Origin of the sequence: Jiella flava (assembly GCF_017349315.1) — a bacterium.
GTDB lineage: Bacteria > Pseudomonadota > Alphaproteobacteria > Rhizobiales > Rhizobiaceae > Jiella > Jiella flava.
Genome location: NZ_JAFMPP010000005.1, coordinates 28,792 through 48,139 on the forward strand (window position 1 = coordinate 28,792; position 19,348 = coordinate 48,139).

Consider the following 19,348-nt stretch of genomic DNA (forward strand, 5'->3'; position numbering starts at 1 on the left):
AAAATAGGAACATATTCATATATCAATTTGAGTTCCTTACAAAGCGATGACAGATAAGGAGTCAGGCGCGATGTCATTTGAGCTTTCCGACCCCGCCCGAAATGCGGTTGAGAGCCGGTTGCGTATGCCGTCGGCGCTCCGCGGCGGCCCGGGGGCGAGGCGGGCCCGGCCGCCCGCCAATTTGGAGCCTGAGGCAGAGCCCTTTATGGCTGGCGGGCTGATCGCCGGCCTCCGACGCGACATGGCCGGCGAAGCCTGCGGCTTGGTGCAGGAGGTCGTCAGCATCGTTTTCGACGTGCCGCTTGCAGAGATCCGGCGGGCCAATCGCTGCCAGAGCCGGATCTGCGACGCGCGCCATGTCGCAATGTATCTTGCCAACACCACCTTCGGCATTTCGCTGTCACGTGTTGCTCGCGCCTTCGGTCGTGAGCGCACCACGGTCGCTCATGCGGTGCGCCGGGTGGAGGACAAACGCGACGACCAAAGTTTCGATGCGCGGCTGGAGCGGCTCGAGGCGCTCTTGGCCGCGATCGGCCGCGCAATCGAGGTTGGCCGAACCGGCCGCGCCGCGGTCGGAGGCGGTCGCTGATGGCGCAGGTGGATTTTAACGCTGAGGAAACGCCGCTCACCCGGTTGGCGACACGCCGCGGCGCGGGGGGCGAGCCGTTCCTGTCGACCGCCGAGGCGATGGCGGGTGAGAAGATCCGGGTGGATTTCACCCGTGGCCAGATGGCGCCGGCGATCGGCCAGCGCTGGGACGGCATGCCACGCGCGCCGCGTCGGGGTGCGCTCGCCCATGAGCTTTCGGACACCGCGATCGATGCGCGCAGGCGGGTAGCGCAAGCCTGTGACGCGATCGGCCCGGAACTGTCGGGTCTGGTTCTCGACGTCTGTTGCTTTTTGAAAGGGCTGGAGACGGTCGAGAAGGAGCGGCGCTGGCCGGCCCGCTCGGCCAAGCTCCTGCTAAAAACCGGTCTGGCGATGCTGGCGCGCCATTACGGTTTCGACGGCGCGGTCTCGTCGCAGAAGGAGCGGCGCATGCGCCATTGGCGGGCGCCAGACACGGCGAAGGCATGAGGAGGGCGTCGATGTCAGGCCGCGGCGGCTCGGGCGTCGGTCTTGATCCGGGCCACCATCGAGCGCAGGCCGTTGGAGCGCTGCGGCGTCAGATGCTCCTGCAAGCCGAGTTGCGCGAACAGCGCCTCGGCGTCGGTGGCTTCGATCTCAGCCGGGGTGCGACCGGAAAACAGGGCCAAGGCGACGGCGACGAGACCTTTGACGATATGGGCGTCGGAATCGCCGCGAAAGCTCAGATGCGGAGGATGGGCGCCGTCACTCTCGCTGACCAGCCAGACCTGGCTGACGCAGCCGCGCACCTTGGTGGCCTCGCTCATCTCCTCAGGGGCGAGCGGCGGCAGTGCTCGGCCGAGCTCGATCAGATAGCGATAACGGTCCTCCCAATCGTCGAGAAGCTCGAAATCCGAGGTGATCTCGTCGATGCTCTGCATGGCCGCTCCCAAGGGACGAGGTTGGATTTTTGTTGCGCGACAAGGCCATGAGGGTCTGGCCCCTTTCGTCTCGCCGGCGTCGGGCAGGGGCCCGTGCGCCGCTCCGTTCGTCTCATATAGAGGGCTTGGCCTGCACTGTCAGTAGCGCGGAGCAGGCTGCGGGATCGGGATGTTGCTGGCGAAGCGCCGCTCCACCCGCGTCTCGGCATGGCGGGCATTCGGCAGCGGCCGGCCTGCGGCGGTGGGCAGGTTGTGGATTCGGGCCGCGGTCGGCGAGAGGCGCTCGGCCGCAAGCATCGTCGACGGCGCGCCTGGATTGGAGGGAAGGGCAATGGCCGGGATCGCCGCCGTCGTCATCGTGTCGGGATGCAGCTTGGCAATCCGCTGCTCGGGCTTGGTCTCCACTGCCGCGGCCGCGGCCGGGGCCGGCGAAGCCGCCGGCACGGCCGGGTTGGCCTCGCGCCGGCGGTTCATGGCGTCGTCGGCGAAATTATAGGCAAGCGCCATGCCGTCCTTGATCCGGTCGCCGGCAAAGCGGGCGACGTCCCTGCCGGCCGCGCAGGCCGAGGGGGCGCGAGCGCAGAAGTTCGACAGATCGGAAACCGCCGCCTGGGCGCCGTAGAGCAGCGCGAAGAGATTGACCGGATGATCGTCCTCGCCTCGACCGCCCGGCACGAACATGGCGATCAGGCCGAGAAAGAACGCACATTTGATGACGAAGCGGATCATCGCCTCTTACCCCGTTGGAATGTTCGCTGCCGCTTGCCGGTCTTGGCGCCGGGGGCGGTCTCGATGCAGCCATCATGCCAGGGGGATCGAAAGGGCACGTTGAAACTACGATGAAAATTTTAGCGAAATCCGATTGATTCGTCGTGATCGCAGCGTGGTGGCAACCCAGCGCGGCGGATCGGCCGAGGGTCACCATTCGTTAACCATAAAACCACCGTTTGACCCGTTCGAGCCCGTCGTTTTCTGGGGACTGCAAGCTTCAGGCAGGCCTTCCGGCAGGTTGTTTTATGGCTTCTTTAATGCGCGGGCGGCATGATCGGTTCCGTCGGTTGGAAGCGCCACGTATGACGCGGGTGACAAGGCCGGCCGATCCGGAATTTGCCAAGGTGAGACCAAGAATGCGGCAAGCGTCGAAGCGACCCAAGGACACGATCTGGCGTGTTCCAACGGCCGCAGTCCGCTTCCTGAAGCTGCGGCTCGACGAGTACGTGGCCCCGTCGGTCGCACCGGTGAGCGAGCGTCGCTTCCAGGCGGGCTTGCTACGCGTTCTTCTGCTGTCTTCGTTTCTCGTCGCTCTGTGCTTCCCGGTGCTTCTTGCCACCACGACCGGCTCCCCTTTGACCGCGCTGCCGCTCATCCTCGCGGCCCTCGCTTTGTCCTCGGCTGCCTGGCTGTCGCTGTCTGGCCGCGCCGATATGGTGCTCATGCTGTGGGGAACGATGGCGGCGGCTTTGTTCGGCTGGGCCGCGCTTCGCGGGGCCGTGACGCCAGAATTGTCGCTTTGCGTTCTGGCGATCCTGCCGATCGAAGCCTTGATCGCCAAGCGGGCGCGGTTAGCGGCCGGACTGTCGGTCGCCGCAGTCGGTTTCGGGGCGGTGGTGATCGCCGCGATGGCCAGGGCTGCCGTGGTCCCGCTTTCGGACTTGATGCTCTGCCTGATCGTCGCGCTCTACGGCATTCGCCTTGCCGGCCAAGCCGCACGGGCGGGCGCTGAGCGCTTAAAGCAAGGAGCGGTCCAGCCGCTCGATCCGCGCTTCGCCCGGCGTCAGGCGGCGGAAGAATTTCGCGCGGTGATCTTCGAAATCTCTCAGCGCGGCCGGATCGACCACGCGTCGAGCGCGGCGCGCGCGCTCCTGGCGGCCACTGCGTCGGGCCCCTCCGGCGGCACACTGACCGGTCGCTTGTTCGGCGAAATTTGCCACGTCGCCGATCGTCTCGCGGTGATGCAGGCGATCGATGTGGCCCGCGCCGGCGGCGTGCCGGCGACGATCGAGGCGCGCCTCGCCGCGGCTGACGGCGGCTTCAAGCGCTTTGGTCTGGAATTTGCCCATCAAGGCTCGAAGGATGACTTCGAGGATTACGACGTCTTCGTCTTCGCGCGCGAGATCGTCGTTCCGGACGCGCCGGACGAGACGGCGATCCGCGCCGACCTCGAAGCGGCGCGGGAGGCATCGGCCGCCAAGAGCCGGTTCCTGGCCACCGTCAGCCACGAGCTGCGCACGCCGCTGAACGCGATCATCGGCTTTTCCGACGTGCTCGATCAGGAGTATTTCGGCCGCTTCGAAAGCGACAAGCAGAAGGAATATGTCGGACTGATCCGCCATTCCGGCAAGCACCTTCTGTCGCTGGTGAACACGCTGCTCGACGTCTCCAAGATCGAGGCCGGCCGCTACGATCTCGAGCTGGAAATCTTCGATCTGTCGACATTGATGGTCGAGATCGGCGACCTGATGCGCGAGGAGGCGCGGCGCAAAGACCTCCGCATCGATGTCAGGGCCGCGCCTGGCCTCGATCTCGTCGCCGACCGCCGCGCCTGCCATCAAATCCTGCTGAATCTCGTCGCCAATGCGGTGAAGTTCACCGATGCCGGGGTCGTCACGATCGAAAGCCGGCTCCACAATGGTCTGTGCGAATTGCTGGTCAGCGATACCGGAATCGGCATTGCCGAAGCCGATCTCGAGCGTCTCGGCATGCCGTTTGTCCAGCTCTCTTCGGGCGTCTCGCGCCGTTATGAAGGCACCGGCCTTGGCCTGTCTCTGGTCAAAGGTCTGGCTGAACTCCACGGCGGCAGAATGACGGTCGAAAGCCAGCCTGGCATCGGCACGATGGTCACCATCGCCCTGCCGGTCGCTGGACCTGCGATTGCCGCCGGCCCATCCGCTTCCATCCCAGAAAACATCGTCGCGTTGAGTGATGCCCGCAGCAAAACGAACTCCCAAGCGCAAACCCGCGAAGAACGCCGCTCGGCGTGAATCCGGTCTGCTCGCAGGTGTGGCGGCGCTCGCGGTGCGAGGCGCCCATAGCTTTGCGCGCCTCGTCGCGAGCCGCCCCGCGACGTCCGTCGGCAGTGCGGCCTTCATCGTGCTGTTCGCCGCCGTTTCGGTCAACGGTCTCTATGAGCAGCATGGGCGTCATCCCAATCCGATGCTGATCACCCGCACCGCGGCCCTCAAAACTGTGCGGGCGCCGGCGCCGAGCGATCGTCCCGAGCCGGAATCGCCAGCGGCCGCATCGGCTTCGCAAACGGCCAAGGCGCCTGTCGCGGCGCCGCTGCGCCAATCCGCGCAGAGGGACAAAGCCGACAAGATTCCGGCGCCGGCGCCGCGCCCGCTGGAAACGCCCGATCCCGAGCAGACCGCCTCGATCGAGGCGGTGCAGGGAGGGCGGGTCGTCCCGGCGCCGCGCCCGCCGGTCGACCCTGCCGAGCAGGCCGTCGATCATCGTCTGGCCGCCCTCAGCCCGATCGAGCGGGTCAAGCGGATCCAGGCGGCGTTGACCGCCGCTCAGGTCGCGCAACTCGAGCCCGACGGCATTGTCGGCGAGAAGACCCGCACCGCGATCCGCACCTTCCAGGCGCTCGAGGGCATGGATGTGAATGGCGAACCGAACTTGCAGTTGCTGAGGCGCATGGCGCGGATCGGCCTCGTGCACTGATCCCGGCGATGCCGGCGGCGACATTGCCGTAAAGGCTTGCCGCCGGATGGCTTTCGCTTTTCAGGGCGATGCTCTACTGCGGCTCTCATGCGGATCACCAGCGAACTCTTCGTTGCCCAATTGTCGCGCCGGCTCTTTGCTGCGGGCGAATTCGCGGCTGTGCTGAGGCGGGGGGCGGACGCCGCAGGGGCGATTTTCGTCATCGCCCGGCCGCGTAGCGGCGCAGTGCGTCTGTTCGGGCCGGCGGTGCAGAGCCTGTCCAGCGAGAGCGCCTCGCGTCTCTTTATGGAAGAATCGGCGGGCGACGACGCGGCGATTGATCAGCGGTTTGAGCGCGAGGCCCGTTTCGACCCTGATTTCTGGGTGATCGAGATCGAGACCGATCGGCCTGAAGACTTCATTGACATCGTCGACGGCTGACCGCGGCATCATCGGCCCAGACCGGCTATCGGCTCTGTGATCGCAGGGCGCCCGCACCGCCTGCGACCGTGGCGTGGGAGAGACGGATACGGGCTGGATCGTCGCAAAACCCGGCGAAAGCCGCGGACGTTCGGAGGCTCGCTGGTCCATGACGCTTGGGGGCGGCAAGTTCCACGATAGTTTCAAATGATGAAATCGCCAGACCGCCGGAGCAAGTGACGACAGGAACCGAAGCCCGTGTACGAGCGCGCCGTCAAACGTCTGGAAGACCCCGAATTGATCAGTGCCCTCGTCACAGCGCTTTTGAAAGCCGGATATGACCGCGATACGATCGAGAACGCGCTGATCCGTCAGGCGCCGGTGGATCTCGATGTTCTGGCCGATTGCTACGAGCGGCTGGCTGCTGCCGGTGCGGCGTTGCACGAGGCCGCCGGCGAGCCGCCGGTGATCCGCAGCAGTCGCGCGGCCTGACGATCACCCCGCGGATCACACCGCTCCGCGCCTTTGCCTGATTCGACCACATCTAGCGCGCCGTGCGCTCAATAGGACGCGCACAGGACGCGCACTCTGATTGAGTCGACGCATCGTGCTTTCCAAGAATCGATTCCGATTTTCGGGCCGATGCTCAGAGCGATGCGCCATCCGACGCATCGCTTTTGTTCGCCAGGGGACGGCCGCTTAACTGGCGCGGCTTTCACCGGCGTCCTCGATCGCGTCCTTCAGCACCGGCGTCGCCATGCCGGCCATCACCGCGTGAATGTCGACGCTGCCGACCGTCTTGCCGCTCTTGTCGGTGACCTCGGCCCGATCGACACCTTCTTCGGTCATACGTCGCGCCACCTCTTCGAGCACGGTGTTTTCGGGCACCGAGATCGCCTCACTGGACGGGTTCGCAGTTGCCGCCGGCTGCGTGCTGTCCATGATCGTGCCGGCCTCGATCACCCGTCCGCGATTGACCTCTCGTACGAAGGACGAGATGTAATCGTCGGCTGGGTCGAGGACGATCTCTTGGCCGGTGCCCTGCTGGACGATCTCGCCGTCGCGCAAGATTGCGATCCGGTCGCCGAGGCGTAGCGCCTCGTCGAGATCGTGGGTGATGAAGACGATGGTCTTCGACAGCTCCTTTTGAAGATCGAGCAGCACCGATTGCATGTCGGTGCGGATCAGCGGATCGAGGGCCGAAAAGGCCTCGTCCATGAGCAGGATGTCGGCGTCCGTCGCCAGCGCCCGGGCAAGGCCGACGCGCTGCTGCATGCCGCCGGAGAGTTGGGCCGGATAGTTGTCCTCGTAGCCGGCAAGGCCCACCCGCTCGATCCAGCGTGAGGCACCCTGGCGCTGCTCGGCCTTGGACTTGCCCATCACATGCAGGCCATAGGCGACATTGTCGACCACCGTCTTGTGCGGCAGCAGGGCGAAGCGCTGGAAGACCATGGAGATTTTGTGCCGGCGAAAATCCCGCAGCTGGCGCTCTGACATTTTGAGGACGTCCTCGCCCTCGACGATGACTTCGCCGGCGGAGGGTTCGATCAGCCGGTTGAGATGGCGGATCAGCGTCGACTTGCCGGAGCCCGACAGGCCCATCACCACCTGAATGCCGCCGGCCGGCATGTCGATGTTGATGTCCTTCAGGCCGAGCACATGGCCATGCTCGGCGAGAAGATCGCTTTTCGACAGGCCTTGTTTGACCTTCTCGACCATCGCCCGGTCGTTGCCGCCGAAGATCTTGTAGAGGTGGCGGATCTGGATTGCGGTCTCAGCCATGGGAAGCCTCCCGGTGGCGCTGCAGCCGTTTGCCATAGGCCTGGCTGGTTCGGTCGAAGATGATGGCGATGGCAACGATCGCCATACCGTTGAGGACACCTTGGGTGAAGTACTGGTTGGTGATCGCCTGCAGCACCGGCTGTCCCAATCCGCGCACGCCGATCAGCGAGGCGACGACGACCATCGCGAGGGCCATCATGATGGTCTGGTTGATGCCGGCCATGATGGTTGGCAGCGACAGCGGCAGCTGCACTTCGATCAGCTTCTGCCAGCCGGAGGAGCCGAAGGCGTTGGCGGCTTCGAGCACCTCCTTGTCGACCAGGCGAATGCCGAGATTGGTCAGCCGGATGATCGGCGGCATGGCATAGATGACGACGACGATGAGGCCCGGAATGATGCCGATGCCGAGCAGCATGACGATCGGGATGAGATAGACGAAGGAGGGCATGGTCTGCATCACGTCGAGGATCGGATTGATCGCGGCCTGCAGCTTGTCGGAGCGCGACATGGCGATGCCGATCGGCATGCCGATCAGGATCGACAAAAAGGTACAGACGGTGATGATCGACAAGGTGCTCATCGTGTCCTCCCACATGCCGAACATGCCGATCAGAACGAGCGCGACGAGGGTGCCGATGGTGATCTTGATCGAACGGCTGGCGAACCAGACGATGGCGACGATGACGGCCAACACGATCCACCAGGGTGTATGAATCAGAAGGTTTTCAAACCAGAGCAGGAAATCCAGCAGCGGGCGGAAGAAGCTTTCGATCGAATCTCCCCAGGCGCGGGAGAAGGCGCGGTAATGCTGGTCGATGTTGCGCGACAAAAGCCGTAGATCGCGACCGGCGATTTGAGGAAATTCGAGCATCCAGCTCGGGAGGCCTTTGAACACGGATTCCAAATGTCAGGTTTCCTTGTTTTTGCGGAGCTTGTCTGCTCCGTCCGGATTGTTGGTGACGCTGCGCGAGGCGCGATCGGTCGCAAAAAGACCCCGGACGATCTGCACCGTCCGGGGCCAAGTCAGGTTTATGGCAAAAGAGTCGACGTTGGGGTCGCAGTCCCGGCCTCAGCCAGATCGCGGCGCCGACCGCCATTGTTCGCGGAAGGCATGACCTCCTGCGGCAATCCGTGCAAGACTGGCCGTTTCGCCAAGCCCGTCACCTCAAAGCGCGCCCTTGATCTTCTTGGCGGCCTCCGGCGAGACCCACTTGGTCCAAATGTCGGCGTTGTTCTCCAGGAAATGATAGGCGGTGTCCTCGCCGGTCGCCTGATTGTCTTCCTTCCAGGCCAGAAGCTTGTTGACCGTCTCATTGTGCCAGGAGCGGGTGTCGAAATATTCCTTCACGCCATTCGTCATCTTTTCGATCTTCGGCGTGACGATCGTGTAGACCTCGGACTTGGTCCAGGCATTCTTCTTCGGATCCGCGCAGTCGGCGACGGTGGTGCAGCTCTGCCATTCCTTGGCGTCGTATTTCACGCCGAAGTCGAGCTTGACCATCGGATATTTGCCGAGAATGGCGGTCGGCGCCCAGTAATAGCCGAACCACGGCTCCTTCTTCTCGTAAGCGTTGGCGATCGAGCCGTCGAGGCCGGCGGCCGAGCCGGTATCGACCAGGACGAAGCCCTTTTCGCCGGCCTTATAAGCCTTGAAGAGATTGGCCGAGGTGATCTGGCAGCCCCAGCCCGCAGGGCAGTTGTAGAAGGCTCCCTTGGACGGATCTTCCTTCGAGGGGAACAATTCCGGATGGCTGAAGGCGTCCTCGACGGTTTTGATCTCGGGATGCGCCTCGGCCATGTATTTCGGAATCCAGAAGCCTTCCTCGCCGCCGTCCTTGAGGACCTCGGAGGCGAAGAACACACGCTTCTCGTCGGCGGCCTTGTCGATCTGCTCGCGGAACTGATTGACCCACATCTCCGGCGCAACGTCGGGTTCCTGCTTTTCCGTCATCGACGAGAAGGTCGGCATCGTATCGCCGGGAACCAGCGTGACGTCGCAGCCGTAACCCTCCTTGAGGACGATCTTGTCGATATTGGCCATGACCTCGGCCGAAGCCCAGTTCATGTTCGAAATCGTGACGTTGCAGCTGTCCTGCGCCTGAGCGGCCGGTGCCAGGCCAAGCAACGCGGTTGCGATGACAGACGATGCCAGGAAATGTTTCATGGGTTCTCCCTGAGATAACGACCAAGACGAGAATTGCAGGAATTACCGTAAAGATCGTCGAGAAGATGCATGGATGATTACGAGATCATTCATCGCTGATTTGCCCGGCCGATCAATCGCCGTGGCGTGACGGTGACAAGGCTAGACTTTGTGGCGCCGCATGCCAACCGGCCACATTCAGAAATTCTTCAAAAAATTCGGATTTTCTGACGCATGCGCTGTTTTGCCCGATCTGGACTGGGCAGTGCGCCGCAGATCAAGATGGTTGCAAATCGGCGGCGCACCGTCATACTGCACTGCACAATACTCTTGGATGGGCACGACTGATCGAATCCCACAGGGAGACTGCGCGTGCACAATGACAACTCGCTTCAGGTTTTGGCGCTGGATGCTGCAAAGTCAGCCCGCGACCGGGCATCGACTCCGGAGGCGGCGCCATCGACGCTCGATGCGGTCATGACCATGCTTTACGAGGTGCCTCTGGTCCTGGCGCTCCGCATTCCCAAGCTGATGAGCGAGACCGGGACGTTTTCGCCGCTTGAGCGGACCGAAACCCGTCAGGCGATCGTTGAAAAATCCGGGGCTGCGTTCGAGGGCGCGGTAGCCGCTCAGGTCGCTGCGATCGCGGCTCTTTTGACCTTGCAGGCGGAAACCATGAGCGGGCGTTTGATGCCCTGGCATGTCTTCGGCGCGGTCGATGCGGTCGTTGCCGCGGGGCTGGCGCCGAGCGTCGAGCGTCTCCGGGCCAATGACGATCGCCTTTCTCGCGAGCGTTGAGACCGCTGGGGCAAGATGGTTTGAGGCTTTCGGTCAGGCACCGCTTTCGTGTGTCGGGCGCGGGCATTTCGGATCGAACGTCATCCCACGGACTATTTCTGCCGTGGTAAAGAGAACGGTAACAGACTTCGGATAAACCTTGTTTCGACACCGGATGTCGCCGGCCTCGAAGAAGGTCTTGCGTGTCGAGGCGCTACATCCGGTGTTCGTTCTGACTATTGTTGTTGCGTTTACGTGTTTCGTTGCAGAGCGAGGGCGATAGGCTTCGATTCTTTCTTTCGATTTGAAAGGCTTGATTCGCGCGCTGTAGTCATTTTCGCTTTTTTAAAGGCCGTTCTGGAGCCGAATCTTAGCGCGCCGTGGTTTGATCGGACGCATCAGGCATGAGGCTGTCGCGAGCCTTCTGGCCACAAAGCGACAGACCCTGCACGCGCTTTGCATGTCGACCGCCCGGCTTGTCATCGCCCAGCCAAGGCCGGCGCAATTTGCCGGACAAAATCGCACCGAGATGCAACGGTGCGGCGCGAATCGATCCAGATCGCCCATTATGCGCTGTTCAAACTGAACGCTATCGTCTAGTTCGAATCGTGAAGCATCAATTGGAGGCCTGTCTGCAGGGTCTCGAGTGGCACGATGCGACGTCTCACGGAGCGGGCGCGGCCTGCGTGGGATGTGGGGCAAGGCGGCGCGCGAAGGCGGCAACGCTTTCGATCGGAGGGTTCATGACGCGATCTGACCGGGCTGCGGCGCAAGCCGCGCCGGCCCGACCCGCGCGCGCCAAGGGCGGCCGACCGACGCGCGAGGAGGCAGCGCGCCGGCATCAGGCGATTCTCGACACCGCGACCCGATTGTTTCTCGACAAGGGCTTTGAGGGGACTTCGCTCGAGACTGTCGCCGATCTCGCGGGCGTCAGCAAGGCGACGGTCTACGCTCAATATACCGACAAACGCAGCTTGTTCAGTGAAGTCCTGCGGCAGCGGATCGCCGCGTGGTTGGAGCCTTTGTCGCAATTTGCCGAAGCCGAATCCGAAGATTCGGGCTGCCGCAAAAGCCTTGCCGACAAGCTCGACGACGTCAGTCGCTACATGATCGACAACCTCCGCACGCCCGAAACGATCTCCCTCCAGCGCAGCCTGATCGCGACGGCGCCGGACTTTCCCGAATTGGCAGAGCTTGCCGAAAAGGAAGGCTGGCGACGTGCGGTCCGGGCGGTGGCGACGCTGCTCGAGCAGCACGCGGCGCGCGGTGAGATCAGGGTGGCCGATCCCGAGCAGGCGGCCGATCTGTTTCTGTCGATGATCACGGCGCCCTACACCAGCTTGCCGCTGCTGCCGGCGCCGGATGTCGATGGAGAGGTCGAGCGCCGGCGCCGCGCCGCCCTTGTGCTGTTTCTCGCTGCCATTCGCCAGCACCGGGACGAGCCACGGCGCGATTGGCGATCCGCGCCAGCGTCTGCCGCGCCTTCAGCTCCATCGTCGCGTTGACATGGTCGCCGCGCGTTGCCGGGAGGCCGCCGGGCTGGAGCCCAGTGCCCGTAGGGGTCAGCGCGCCGTGCATCCGACAGGACGCACAAAGGACGCGCACTCTGATTGAGCCGATGCGTGAGCCGCTGATGATGGCGACGCTTGTGCCGAAGCGCTCGAGCATCGCCAGATCATGCTCCGGCCCATTTTGCGGGCCGACCCTCAAAGGCTGCCCGCAAAGCCGCGTTCGCGGTGCGGCTTGACGCGCCATTCCCCTGGCCTGTCTAGCCGGAGCCGTTCGGCCCAGGCGGCCAGAGCCCGAAGGCCACGGATCAGAGCCCGGTCATCTCCGCCGTGATGTCGACCGGCCTTTCTTCCTTGAGGGAGAGATTGGCCGCTTCGGCAAGGGCGAGCGCGTTGACGCCGTCCTGGACGCTCGCCGGTACCGGCTTGCCGTCGATCACCGCGTCGGCAAAGGCTGCCCACTCGATCTGATAGGCCCGCATGTAGCGCTCCAGGAAGAAGTGCATCGGCTTGGCCGTGGCAATGCCCTCGGCGGTCCATTTGGCGAGCTTGTTCTCGGTTTCGTTGCGCACCTCCAGCATGCCCTTCGAGCCGAGCAGCTCGAGCCGCTGATCGTAGCCGTAGGCGGCGCGGCGCGAGTTGCGGATGGTGGCGATGCGGCCATCCGCATAGCACAGCGTGACGACGGCGGTGTCGACGTCGCCGGCCTCTCCAATCGCCGGATCGACCAGGCAGGAGCCGGTGGCGATTAGGCTCTTCGGCAGGCCGAAGAAGAAGCTGCAAAGGTCGAGATCATGGATCATCATGTCCCGATAAAGACCGCCGGAGACCTTGACGTAGGACAGCGGCGGCGGGCCGGGATCGAAGGAGGTGATGGCGAGCAGCTCGCCCTTGCCGATCTCGCCGGCGTCGAGGGCCTGTTTGACGGCGGCAAAGTTTGGATCGAAGCGGCGGTTGAAACCCATCATCACCGGCTTGGCCGATCCGCTGGCGATGGCGCGGACTTTCAGGGCCCGCTCCAGCGAAAGATCGATGGGCTTTTCGCAGAAGATCGCCTTGCCGGCCGCAACGCCCTGTTCGATCAGCTCGGCGTGGGTGTTGGTGGAAGAGGCGATCAGGATCGCGTCGATCGCCGGATCGGCGAGGATCTCCTCCGGCGAGCGCACGGCGATGCCGTGGTCCTTGGCGAGCGCCTCGGCCGCCTCGGCGACGACGTCGGTGACGCAGGTCAGTTCGCTGCGCGGGTCGGCGCGGATCGAAGCGGCGTGGACCTTGCCGATGCGGCCGGCGCCGAAGAGTGCAACTTTCATGTCTTTCCTCCTTATCCTGGTCTGGCGGACGGGTGTGATGATGTCAGAGTTCAACGCGGCGGCCTTCGCGGGCCGAAACGTCAATGGCGTGGATCACGGCTTCGAAGGCGAGGGCGTCGGAGAAGCTCGGATAGGCCGGTGTGCCGGCCGCGATCGCCCGCACAAAGTTTGCGGCCTCGATGGTCTTCAAGTCGCCGAAGCCGAGCTGATGGCCGGGCGCGGGGCAAAAGGCGCCGTAGGGCGGATGTTCAGGGCCGGTGAGGATGGTGCGAAAGCCCTGCTGGCCGCGCGGTCCATCGTTGAGATAGAGTTGCAGCTCGTTCATCCTCTCCTGCGAAAAGGCGATCATGCCCTTGGTGCCGTGCACCTCGACGTCGAGCTTATTCTTACGGCCCCAGGCCGAGCGCGAGGAGACCAGCGTGCCCTGCGCGCCGTTGACAAATCGCAGGATCGCCGAGGCGGCATCCTCGTTCTCGACCTCGCCCCGGCCGTCACTGCCATCGGCTAGCGGCCGCGTCGCATGGATGATCTGGGTGTCGGCGATCAGGCTTTTGACCGGTCCCATCAGCCCGCAGGCCAGGGACACCAGATGGCAGCCGAGATCGCCGAGCGTGCCGAGGCCGGCATCGGCGCGCCTCGCCCGCCAAGTCCAGGCGAGATCGGGATCAGCCTGATAGTCCTCGTCGACGGCGCCGCGAAAATGCACCGGCCGGCCGATGACGCCGTCGCAAATCAGCCGCGTGGCGTGGGTGAAGGCCGGATTGTGGATGTAATTGTAGCCGACGATGGTGTGAACGCCCTTCGCCGTGGCGGCGCGTTCCATCGCCTCGGCCTCGGCGAGCCCCAGCGCCATCGGCTTTTCGCAATGCACATGCTTGCCGGCGGCGATCGCCGCAAGCGCCATCTCCTGATGCAGAGCGTTCGGCGTGGTGATCGCGACGATGTCGACGCCCGGATCTGCAACCAAGGCCCGCCAGTCGTCGGTGGCGCGAGAAAAACCGAACTGTCGGGCCATCGCCGCGGCGCGATCGGCGGGTGTATCGCAAAGACAGGCCAGGCGGATCTCCGGCAGGTCGCCGAACACCGCGCCGGCCGCGCGATAGGCCAGGGCATGAGCCTTGCCCATGAATCCGGTGCCGATAAGGCCGAGACCGACCGACATCTATCCTCCCAAATTTGGAATATCTATTCCATCCCTGGGATGCGCCTGTATAGTGGTTCTGTCAAGATGGGGAATGCGATGGCGTCGATGGTGAATGTTCAGGCGGGCGCGCCGGGCAGTGTGTCGGAATTGCTCGATCGGCTCGACGGTCTCGGCGGATCATTGCCGAAGCGGCTCGGCCAATGTGCCGAATTTTTGCGCCACAACATCCATCTCGTCGCCGTCTCCACCGTGGCGGATTTGGCCGCCGGCGCCGGGGTGCAGCCGTCAGCCTTCATGCGCTTTTGCCAAGCGCTCGGCTTTTCCGGTTTTTCCGAGATGCAGGCCCTGTTTCGGGCCGAATATACCCAGTTTCGCCCCGATTATGAGGAGCGCCTGTCACAGCTGCGCGAGCGTGGTTCGCAGGGGCCGGAGTGGCTTGCTGCAAGTTTCGCCGAGGCTGGGCACAAGTCCCTGGTTTCGTTAATGAATAGCCTGGACGGCGAGCGGCTTCGCCGCGCCGCGGCGGTGCTGACGGAGGCGGGGACGATCCATCTTGTCGGGCTGCGCCGGGCCTTCGCCATCGTCAGCTATATGGGCTACCTGCTCGACAAGATGCGGGTGCCGACGGTCATTCATCGCACGGCCGGCCAGATCGAGAGCGACCACGCGATGCGCCCTGGCGACGCGCTGTTTGCCGTCAGTTTCGCGCCGTTTTCCCAGGAGACGCTCGAACTCGCGGCGCGGGCGGGTGCGCGCGGCATTCCGGTCGTGGCGCTCAGCGACACGGCGGATTGTCCGATGCGCGACTGTGCCCGCGAGCTGTTGGTCGCCCGCGAAGTCGATGTCGGCGCCTTCCGGGTGCCGACAGCCGCGCTGACGCTTGCTACCGCCCTGGCGGTCGCCATCGGCGGCAGTCGTGAAAACAGCGATTGACATTCCGGGTCAGAGCAAGAAAAATAGAATAAATCTTCTAAAATGGCTCGGGAGGGTCCGGGAAGATCGCAAGGGTTCGGCCGTTCGTCGCCGGACGCGGCGGTTTCGGTTGCAAAGCGCATCGGATCATCCGAGTGATCGGATCATCGGCGGGAGGAGAGTGCATGAGCATCCTGAGGACATTCGCGGCCGCAGCTGTCGCCCGGACTGTCGCGGCCGTTGGTGATCGTTTCATCGTCCTCAATCGTGACACGATCCTCGGCGCTGCCACGCGTGGCGACATCATCGGCAACAAGCGGCGAGACATGTTGGCCGAAGGACGGGGGATGGCTGAACTCAAGGGCTCGCTCGGAGGCACTGTTTGATGACCAAGGATCTCGACCTCATCACCATCGGCCGATCCTCCGTCGACCTTTACGGCGGGCAGGTCGGCGGGCGGCTCGAGGACATGCGCAGCTTCGACAAATATGTCGGCGGCTCACCCACCAATATGGCGACCGGGACGGCGCGGCTCGGGCTGAAATCGGCGTTGATCACCCGGGTCGGCGACGAGCATATGGGCCGCTTTCTGATCGAGGAACTCGCCCGCGAGGGGGTCGACACCACCGGTGTCGTCACCGATCCGGAGCGGCTCACCGCCTTGGTGCTGCTCGGCATTCGCGACGACACCCAATTCCCGCTGATCTTCTATCGCGAGAACTGCGCCGATATGGCGTTGTGCGAGGACGATATCGACGAGGCCTTCATCGCCCGGGCTCGGGCCGTGGTTGCGACCGGCACCCATCTGAGCCATCCGCAGACCGAGGCCGCCGTCCTCAAGGCGATCCGCCTGGCGCGAAGCCACGGCGCACGCACCGCGCTCGACATCGACTATCGGCCGAATCTCTGGGGACTTGCCGGCCATGGCGCTGGCGAGGAGCGCTTCATCGCGTCTGCCAAGGTGACGGAAAAGCTGCAGTCGACGCTGCCCTTGTTCGATCTCATCGTCGGCACCGAGGAGGAGTTTCACATCGCCGGAGGCACCACCGATACCGTTGCGGCGCTGAAGGCGGTGCGCCAGGTTTCGGCCGCGACGCTCATCTGCAAACGCGGGGCGGCGGGCGCCGTCGCCTTCCCTGGCGATATTCCGGACCGCCTCGACGACGGTGAGGCCGGGCCGGGCTTTCCGATCGAGGTGTTCAACGTGCTTGGCGCCGGTGACGGCTTCATGTCCGGCCTCTTGAAAGGTTGGCTTGACGGCGAAAGCTGGCCGCGCGCGCTGGAATACGCCAATGCCTGCGGCGCCTTCGCCGTGTCGCGTCATGGCTGCACGCCGTCCTATCCGTCGCTCGCCGAACTGCAATTCTTCCTGAAGCGCGGCATCCAGGACAAAGCGCTGCGCAAGGATGCCGAGCTGGAGCAGATCCACTGGTCGACCAACCGCAAGGGCGACTGGCAGACCATGCGGGTCTTCGCCTTCGATCATCGGATGCAGCTCGAAGACCTTGACGGCGCGACGCCGGACAAGATCGGCGTCTTCAAGCAGCTGTGTCTCGATGCGGTCTTGGCGGTGCAGGGCGGGCGTTCCGGTTACGGCCTGCTTTGCGACGGCCGGCTCGGCCGTCAGGCGCTCTACCGTGCCGCGGGCCGGGGATTGTGGATCGGCCGGCCGGTCGAATGGCCGGGCTCGCGGCCGCTGCAATTTGAGCCGGAGATCGGCGCCGATTGCGGCGGATTGGCCGAATGGCCGGCCGAGCATGTGGTGAAATGCCTGTGTTTCTGTCATCCGGACGATGCGCCGGCGCTTTGGGCCGAGCAGGAACGTTCGGTGCGCCGGCTGTTCGAGTCCTGTCGGCGCAATCGTGTGGAATTTCTGCTTGAAGTCATTGCCTCGAAGGCGGGGCCCGTCGATGACGACACCACGGCCAAGGTGATCCGCCGCTTCTACGATCTCGGGATCTATCCGGATTGGTGGAAGCTGGAGCCGATGGTCAGCGAAGCGGCCTGGGAGAAGGCGTGCGCGGCGATCGCCGAAAACGATCCAAATGTGCGCGGCATCGTGCTGCTCGGCCTCGACGCGCCGGAAGAGGCCTTGAGGGAAAGCTTTGCGGCGGCGGCGCGCTTCCCCTTGGTGAAGGGATTTGCCGTCGGGCGTACGATCTTCGGTGCGGCGGCGAAGGCCTATATGACCGGCGATCTGACGCCAGAGGCGGCGGTCGCACAGATGGCGGAACGATACGGCCGCCTCTGCGCGCTATGGGACACCGCCCGCAGCGGCGCCGCAGACGGTGCGGCTCAAAATCGGGCCGGGGAGACGGCAGTATGATGACGATCAGACTCACCGCCGCACAGGCGATGGTGAAATATCTGGCCAACCAGATGACCGAGGACGGCATGCCCTTCCTCGCCGGGGTCTGGGCGATCTTCGGCCACGGCAATGTCGCCGGCATCGGCGAGGCGCTGCATGCCGAGCGCGAGGCGATCACCACTTATCGCGGCCACAACGAGCAGACGATGGCCCATGCGGCGATTGCCTTCGCCAAACAGTCCGGCCGGCGTCGGGCGATGGCGGTGACCTCGTCGATCGGCCCCGGCGCGACCAATATGGTGACGGCGGCGGCGCTCGCTCATGTCAATCGCCTGCCGCTGCTGCTCATTCCGGGCGACGTCTTTGCCGGTCGCGGGCCCGATCCGGTGTTGCAGCAGATCGAAGCCTTCACCGATGGCACGGTCTCGGCGAATGACTGCTTTCGGCCGGTCACCCGCTATTTCGACCGCATCACGCGGCCGGAACAGCTGTTGACGGCGTTGCCGCGGGCCTTCCGGGTGATGACGGATCCGGCCGATTGCGGGCCGGTCTGCCTTGCCTTTTGCCAAGACGTTCAGGCCGAGGCCTATGATTATCCGGTGAGCTTCTTTGCGCCAAACGTCTGGCGCAGCCGCCGACCGCATCCCGATCCGGTCGAGCTTGCGGCGGTCGTCCATCTCCTCAAGGCAGCCAAGAAGCCGGTGATCGTCGCGGGCGGCGGCGTTCATTATTCCGGTGCGACGGCGGCACTCGAGGCGTTCGCCAGCAAGCACGCGATCCCGGTTGTCGAAAGCCAAGCCGGCAAGTCGGCGCTGGCCTGGGATCACGCCATGAATTTCGGCCCCGTCGGTGTCACCGGGGCGTCGTCGGCCAATATCGTCGCCGCCGAGGCCGATCTTGTGCTCGGCGTCGGCACGAGGTTTCAGGATTTTACCACCGGCTCGTGGAACCTCTTCCAAAACCCCGACCGCAAGCTCGTCTCGCTGAATGTCGCGGCCTATGACGCCATGAAGCACGGCGCCGAGCCGCTCTGCTGCGATGCCTTAGTCGGCCTCGAAATGCTCTCTCAGGTGCTCGGCGATCATCGTTTCAAGGCGCCGGCCGCCGCGTTGAAAGCCGAGTGGTTCGCGGCCGTCGATCCGTTGACCGCGGCGCCGGCGGGCAACGAATTGCCGAGCGACCAGCAGGTCATCGGCGCGGTGCAGCGGGCGAGCGGCCGGGATACGGTGGTGATGTGCGCGGCCGGCACCATGCCGGGCGAATTGCACAAGCTCTGGAAGGCGCCGCGCGCCGGCGCTTATCATATGGAATACGGCTATTCCTGCATGGGCTACGAGATCGCCGGTGCCCTCGGTATCAAGATGGCGGACCCCGATCGCGACGTTGTCTGCATGATCGGTGACGGGTCCTACATGATGGCGAATTCGGAACTCGCCACCGCCGTCATGCTCGGCCAGAAGATCACCGTCGTTTTGACCGACAATCGCGGTTATGGTTGCATCAATCGCCTGCAGATGGCTTGCGGTGGCGCGGAGTTCAACAATCTCCTCGACCACACCGAACACGTGAACGCCGCCCATATCGACTTTGCCGCCCATGCCGCCGCGATGGGTACGGCAGCGGTCCATGTCGCCTCGATCGCCGAATTGGAGGCGGCGCTGGAGCGGGCGAGGGCGGCGACGGGACCGTTCGTTGTCGTCATCGACACCGACCCTTATCCGTCGACCGAGCCAGGCGGACATTGGTGGGACGTCGCGGTGCCGGAAGTCTCGACGCGGGACGAAGTGCTGGCTGCCCGCAAAGCCTATGACGACCAGCTCAAGCTTCGGGCGGGCGGCTGATCCGCCCGGCGCCTTATTGCATCCCATCGTTTTCAAAGCTTTGGACGAACCAT

Annotated in this window: 19 protein-coding genes; 12 read left to right on the forward strand and 7 right to left on the reverse strand. The window is 64.3% G+C overall.

The window, feature by feature from the left end:
• The first annotated feature begins 205 nt into the window (after window positions 1-205).
• Entirely contained in the window at window positions 206-589 is a 384-nt protein-coding gene (locus tag J1C48_RS07435) for a helix-turn-helix domain-containing protein (protein WP_207257198.1), read from the forward strand.
• Window positions 589-1,077 carry a DUF6456 domain-containing protein gene (locus tag J1C48_RS07440; RefSeq protein WP_207257199.1) on the forward strand — a complete coding sequence of 163 codons (489 nt, stop codon included), beginning with the start codon at window positions 589-591 and terminating at the stop codon, window positions 1,075-1,077. The genes J1C48_RS07435 and J1C48_RS07440 overlap by 1 nt, the downstream gene beginning before the upstream one ends.
• 14 nt (window positions 1,078-1,091) lie before the next feature.
• Here the strand turns inward: J1C48_RS07440 and J1C48_RS07445 are convergent, their stop codons facing one another.
• Both J1C48_RS07445 and J1C48_RS07450 read right to left on the reverse strand, forming a co-directional pair.
• Window positions 1,092-1,508: a SufE family protein gene (locus J1C48_RS07445; RefSeq protein ID WP_207257200.1), complete on the reverse strand. Its 417-nt coding sequence runs from the start codon at window positions 1,506-1,508 to the stop codon at window positions 1,092-1,094.
• Between the two features lie 138 nt (window positions 1,509-1,646).
• Complete coding sequence (locus J1C48_RS07450) at window positions 1,647-2,237, reverse strand: DUF5330 domain-containing protein (protein ID WP_207257201.1); 591 nt, start codon at window positions 2,235-2,237, stop codon at window positions 1,647-1,649.
• A gap of 398 nt (window positions 2,238-2,635) precedes the next feature.
• Between J1C48_RS07450 and J1C48_RS07455 the strand changes: the two genes are divergently transcribed.
• The 4 genes from J1C48_RS07455 to J1C48_RS07470 all read left to right on the forward strand — a co-directional run bounded on the left by J1C48_RS07455 (window position 2,636) and on the right by J1C48_RS07470 (window position 6,062).
• Window positions 2,636-4,489, forward strand: a complete 1,854-nt coding sequence (locus J1C48_RS07455) for a sensor histidine kinase (RefSeq protein ID WP_207257202.1) — start codon at window positions 2,636-2,638, stop codon at window positions 4,487-4,489.
• A gap of 34 nt (window positions 4,490-4,523) precedes the next feature.
• Window positions 4,524-5,171, forward strand: a complete 648-nt coding sequence (locus tag J1C48_RS07460; protein ID WP_207257203.1) for a peptidoglycan-binding protein — start codon at window positions 4,524-4,526, stop codon at window positions 5,169-5,171.
• Between the two features lie 87 nt (window positions 5,172-5,258).
• Window positions 5,259-5,591: a DUF1491 family protein gene (locus tag J1C48_RS07465; protein ID WP_207257204.1), complete on the forward strand. Its 333-nt coding sequence runs from the start codon at window positions 5,259-5,261 to the stop codon at window positions 5,589-5,591.
• Between the two features lie 237 nt (window positions 5,592-5,828).
• Entirely contained in the window at window positions 5,829-6,062 is a 234-nt protein-coding gene (locus J1C48_RS07470) for a hypothetical protein (RefSeq protein WP_207257205.1), read from the forward strand.
• A 207-nt stretch (window positions 6,063-6,269) separates the two neighbouring features.
• Here the strand turns inward: J1C48_RS07470 and J1C48_RS07475 are convergent, their stop codons facing one another.
• From J1C48_RS07475 to J1C48_RS07485, 3 genes are all read right to left on the reverse strand, one after another.
• Window positions 6,270-7,352 (reverse strand): quaternary amine ABC transporter ATP-binding protein, encoded by a 1,083-nt coding sequence (locus J1C48_RS07475; RefSeq protein WP_207257206.1) that lies wholly within the window; start codon window positions 7,350-7,352, stop codon window positions 6,270-6,272.
• The gene (locus J1C48_RS07480) at window positions 7,345-8,223 is read right to left on the reverse strand and encodes an ABC transporter permease (RefSeq protein ID WP_207257207.1); all 879 of its coding nucleotides are present in this window, start codon (window positions 8,221-8,223) and stop codon (window positions 7,345-7,347) included. Before J1C48_RS07480 ends, J1C48_RS07475 begins: the two co-directional genes overlap by 8 nt.
• Window positions 8,224-8,517: 294 nt before the next feature.
• Window positions 8,518-9,516 carry an ABC transporter substrate-binding protein gene (locus J1C48_RS07485; RefSeq protein ID WP_207257208.1) on the reverse strand — a complete coding sequence of 333 codons (999 nt, stop codon included), beginning with the start codon at window positions 9,514-9,516 and terminating at the stop codon, window positions 8,518-8,520.
• A 351-nt stretch (window positions 9,517-9,867) separates the two neighbouring features.
• Here J1C48_RS07485 and J1C48_RS07490 point away from each other — a divergent pair, with 351 nt between their 5' ends.
• Entirely contained in the window at window positions 9,868-10,293 is a 426-nt protein-coding gene (locus J1C48_RS07490; protein ID WP_207257209.1) for a hypothetical protein, read from the forward strand.
• Between the two features lie 722 nt (window positions 10,294-11,015).
• Window positions 11,016-11,777 (forward strand): TetR/AcrR family transcriptional regulator, encoded by a 762-nt coding sequence (locus J1C48_RS07495; protein ID WP_207257210.1) that lies wholly within the window; start codon window positions 11,016-11,018, stop codon window positions 11,775-11,777.
• 311 nt (window positions 11,778-12,088) lie between these two features.
• Here J1C48_RS07495 and iolG read toward each other — a convergent pair whose 3' ends face one another.
• Both iolG and J1C48_RS07505 read right to left on the reverse strand, forming a co-directional pair.
• A complete protein-coding gene (gene iolG, locus J1C48_RS07500; protein WP_207257211.1) occupies window positions 12,089-13,090 on the reverse strand; it encodes an inositol 2-dehydrogenase in 1,002 nt (333 codons plus the stop codon).
• A 43-nt stretch (window positions 13,091-13,133) separates the two neighbouring features.
• Entirely contained in the window at window positions 13,134-14,252 is a 1,119-nt protein-coding gene (locus J1C48_RS07505; RefSeq protein WP_207257212.1) for a Gfo/Idh/MocA family protein, read from the reverse strand.
• Window positions 14,253-14,330: 78 nt separating this feature from the next.
• On the opposite strand from J1C48_RS07505, the gene J1C48_RS07510 reads away from it, so the two are divergent.
• The 4 genes from J1C48_RS07510 (at window position 14,331) to iolD (ending at window position 19,295) form a co-directional block, all read left to right on the forward strand.
• Complete coding sequence (locus tag J1C48_RS07510) at window positions 14,331-15,167, forward strand: MurR/RpiR family transcriptional regulator (RefSeq protein WP_231081717.1); 837 nt, start codon at window positions 14,331-14,333, stop codon at window positions 15,165-15,167.
• Window positions 15,168-15,331: 164 nt separating this feature from the next.
• Window positions 15,332-15,532: a hypothetical protein gene (locus J1C48_RS07515; RefSeq protein ID WP_207257213.1), complete on the forward strand. Its 201-nt coding sequence runs from the start codon at window positions 15,332-15,334 to the stop codon at window positions 15,530-15,532.
• On the forward strand, window positions 15,532-17,472 hold the full coding sequence (locus tag J1C48_RS07520; protein ID WP_207257214.1) for a bifunctional 5-dehydro-2-deoxygluconokinase/5-dehydro-2-deoxyphosphogluconate aldolase: 1,941 nt from the start codon (window positions 15,532-15,534) through the stop codon (window positions 17,470-17,472). The genes J1C48_RS07515 and J1C48_RS07520 overlap by 1 nt, the downstream gene beginning before the upstream one ends.
• Window positions 17,469-19,295 (forward strand): 3D-(3,5/4)-trihydroxycyclohexane-1,2-dione acylhydrolase (decyclizing), encoded by a 1,827-nt coding sequence (gene iolD / locus J1C48_RS07525; RefSeq protein ID WP_207257215.1) that lies wholly within the window; start codon window positions 17,469-17,471, stop codon window positions 19,293-19,295. Before J1C48_RS07520 ends, iolD begins: the two co-directional genes overlap by 4 nt.
• Window positions 19,296-19,348 lie beyond the last annotated feature (53 nt).

Excerpts from the sequence above, each read along its gene's own strand:
- J1C48_RS07505 (WP_207257212.1), bottom strand. The coding sequence starts at position 14,252 with ATGTCGGTCGGTCTCGGCCTTATCGGCACCGGATTCATGGGCAAGGCT.
- J1C48_RS07485 (WP_207257208.1), bottom strand. The coding sequence starts at position 9,516 with ATGAAACATTTCCTGGCATCGTCTGTCATCGCAACCGCGTTGCTTGGC.
- iolG (WP_207257211.1), bottom strand. The coding sequence starts at position 13,090 with ATGAAAGTTGCACTCTTCGGCGCCGGCCGCATCGGCAAGGTCCACGCC.
- J1C48_RS07440 (WP_207257199.1), top strand. The coding sequence starts at position 589 with ATGGCGCAGGTGGATTTTAACGCTGAGGAAACGCCGCTCACCCGGTTG.
- J1C48_RS07495 (WP_207257210.1), top strand. The coding sequence starts at position 11,016 with ATGACGCGATCTGACCGGGCTGCGGCGCAAGCCGCGCCGGCCCGACCC.
- J1C48_RS07510 (WP_231081717.1), top strand. The coding sequence starts at position 14,331 with ATGGCGTCGATGGTGAATGTTCAGGCGGGCGCGCCGGGCAGTGTGTCG.
- J1C48_RS07480 (WP_207257207.1), bottom strand. The coding sequence starts at position 8,223 with ATGCTCGAATTTCCTCAAATCGCCGGTCGCGATCTACGGCTTTTGTCG.
- J1C48_RS07465 (WP_207257204.1), top strand. The coding sequence starts at position 5,259 with ATGCGGATCACCAGCGAACTCTTCGTTGCCCAATTGTCGCGCCGGCTC.
- J1C48_RS07475 (WP_207257206.1), bottom strand. The coding sequence starts at position 7,352 with ATGGCTGAGACCGCAATCCAGATCCGCCACCTCTACAAGATCTTCGGC.
- J1C48_RS07435 (WP_207257198.1), top strand. The coding sequence starts at position 206 with ATGGCTGGCGGGCTGATCGCCGGCCTCCGACGCGACATGGCCGGCGAA.
- J1C48_RS07455 (WP_207257202.1), top strand. The coding sequence starts at position 2,636 with ATGCGGCAAGCGTCGAAGCGACCCAAGGACACGATCTGGCGTGTTCCA.
- iolD (WP_207257215.1), top strand. The coding sequence starts at position 17,469 with ATGATGACGATCAGACTCACCGCCGCACAGGCGATGGTGAAATATCTG.
- J1C48_RS07515 (WP_207257213.1), top strand. The coding sequence starts at position 15,332 with ATGAGCATCCTGAGGACATTCGCGGCCGCAGCTGTCGCCCGGACTGTC.
- J1C48_RS07445 (WP_207257200.1), bottom strand. The coding sequence starts at position 1,508 with ATGCAGAGCATCGACGAGATCACCTCGGATTTCGAGCTTCTCGACGAT.
- J1C48_RS07520 (WP_207257214.1), top strand. The coding sequence starts at position 15,532 with ATGACCAAGGATCTCGACCTCATCACCATCGGCCGATCCTCCGTCGAC.
- J1C48_RS07450 (WP_207257201.1), bottom strand. The coding sequence starts at position 2,237 with ATGATCCGCTTCGTCATCAAATGTGCGTTCTTTCTCGGCCTGATCGCC.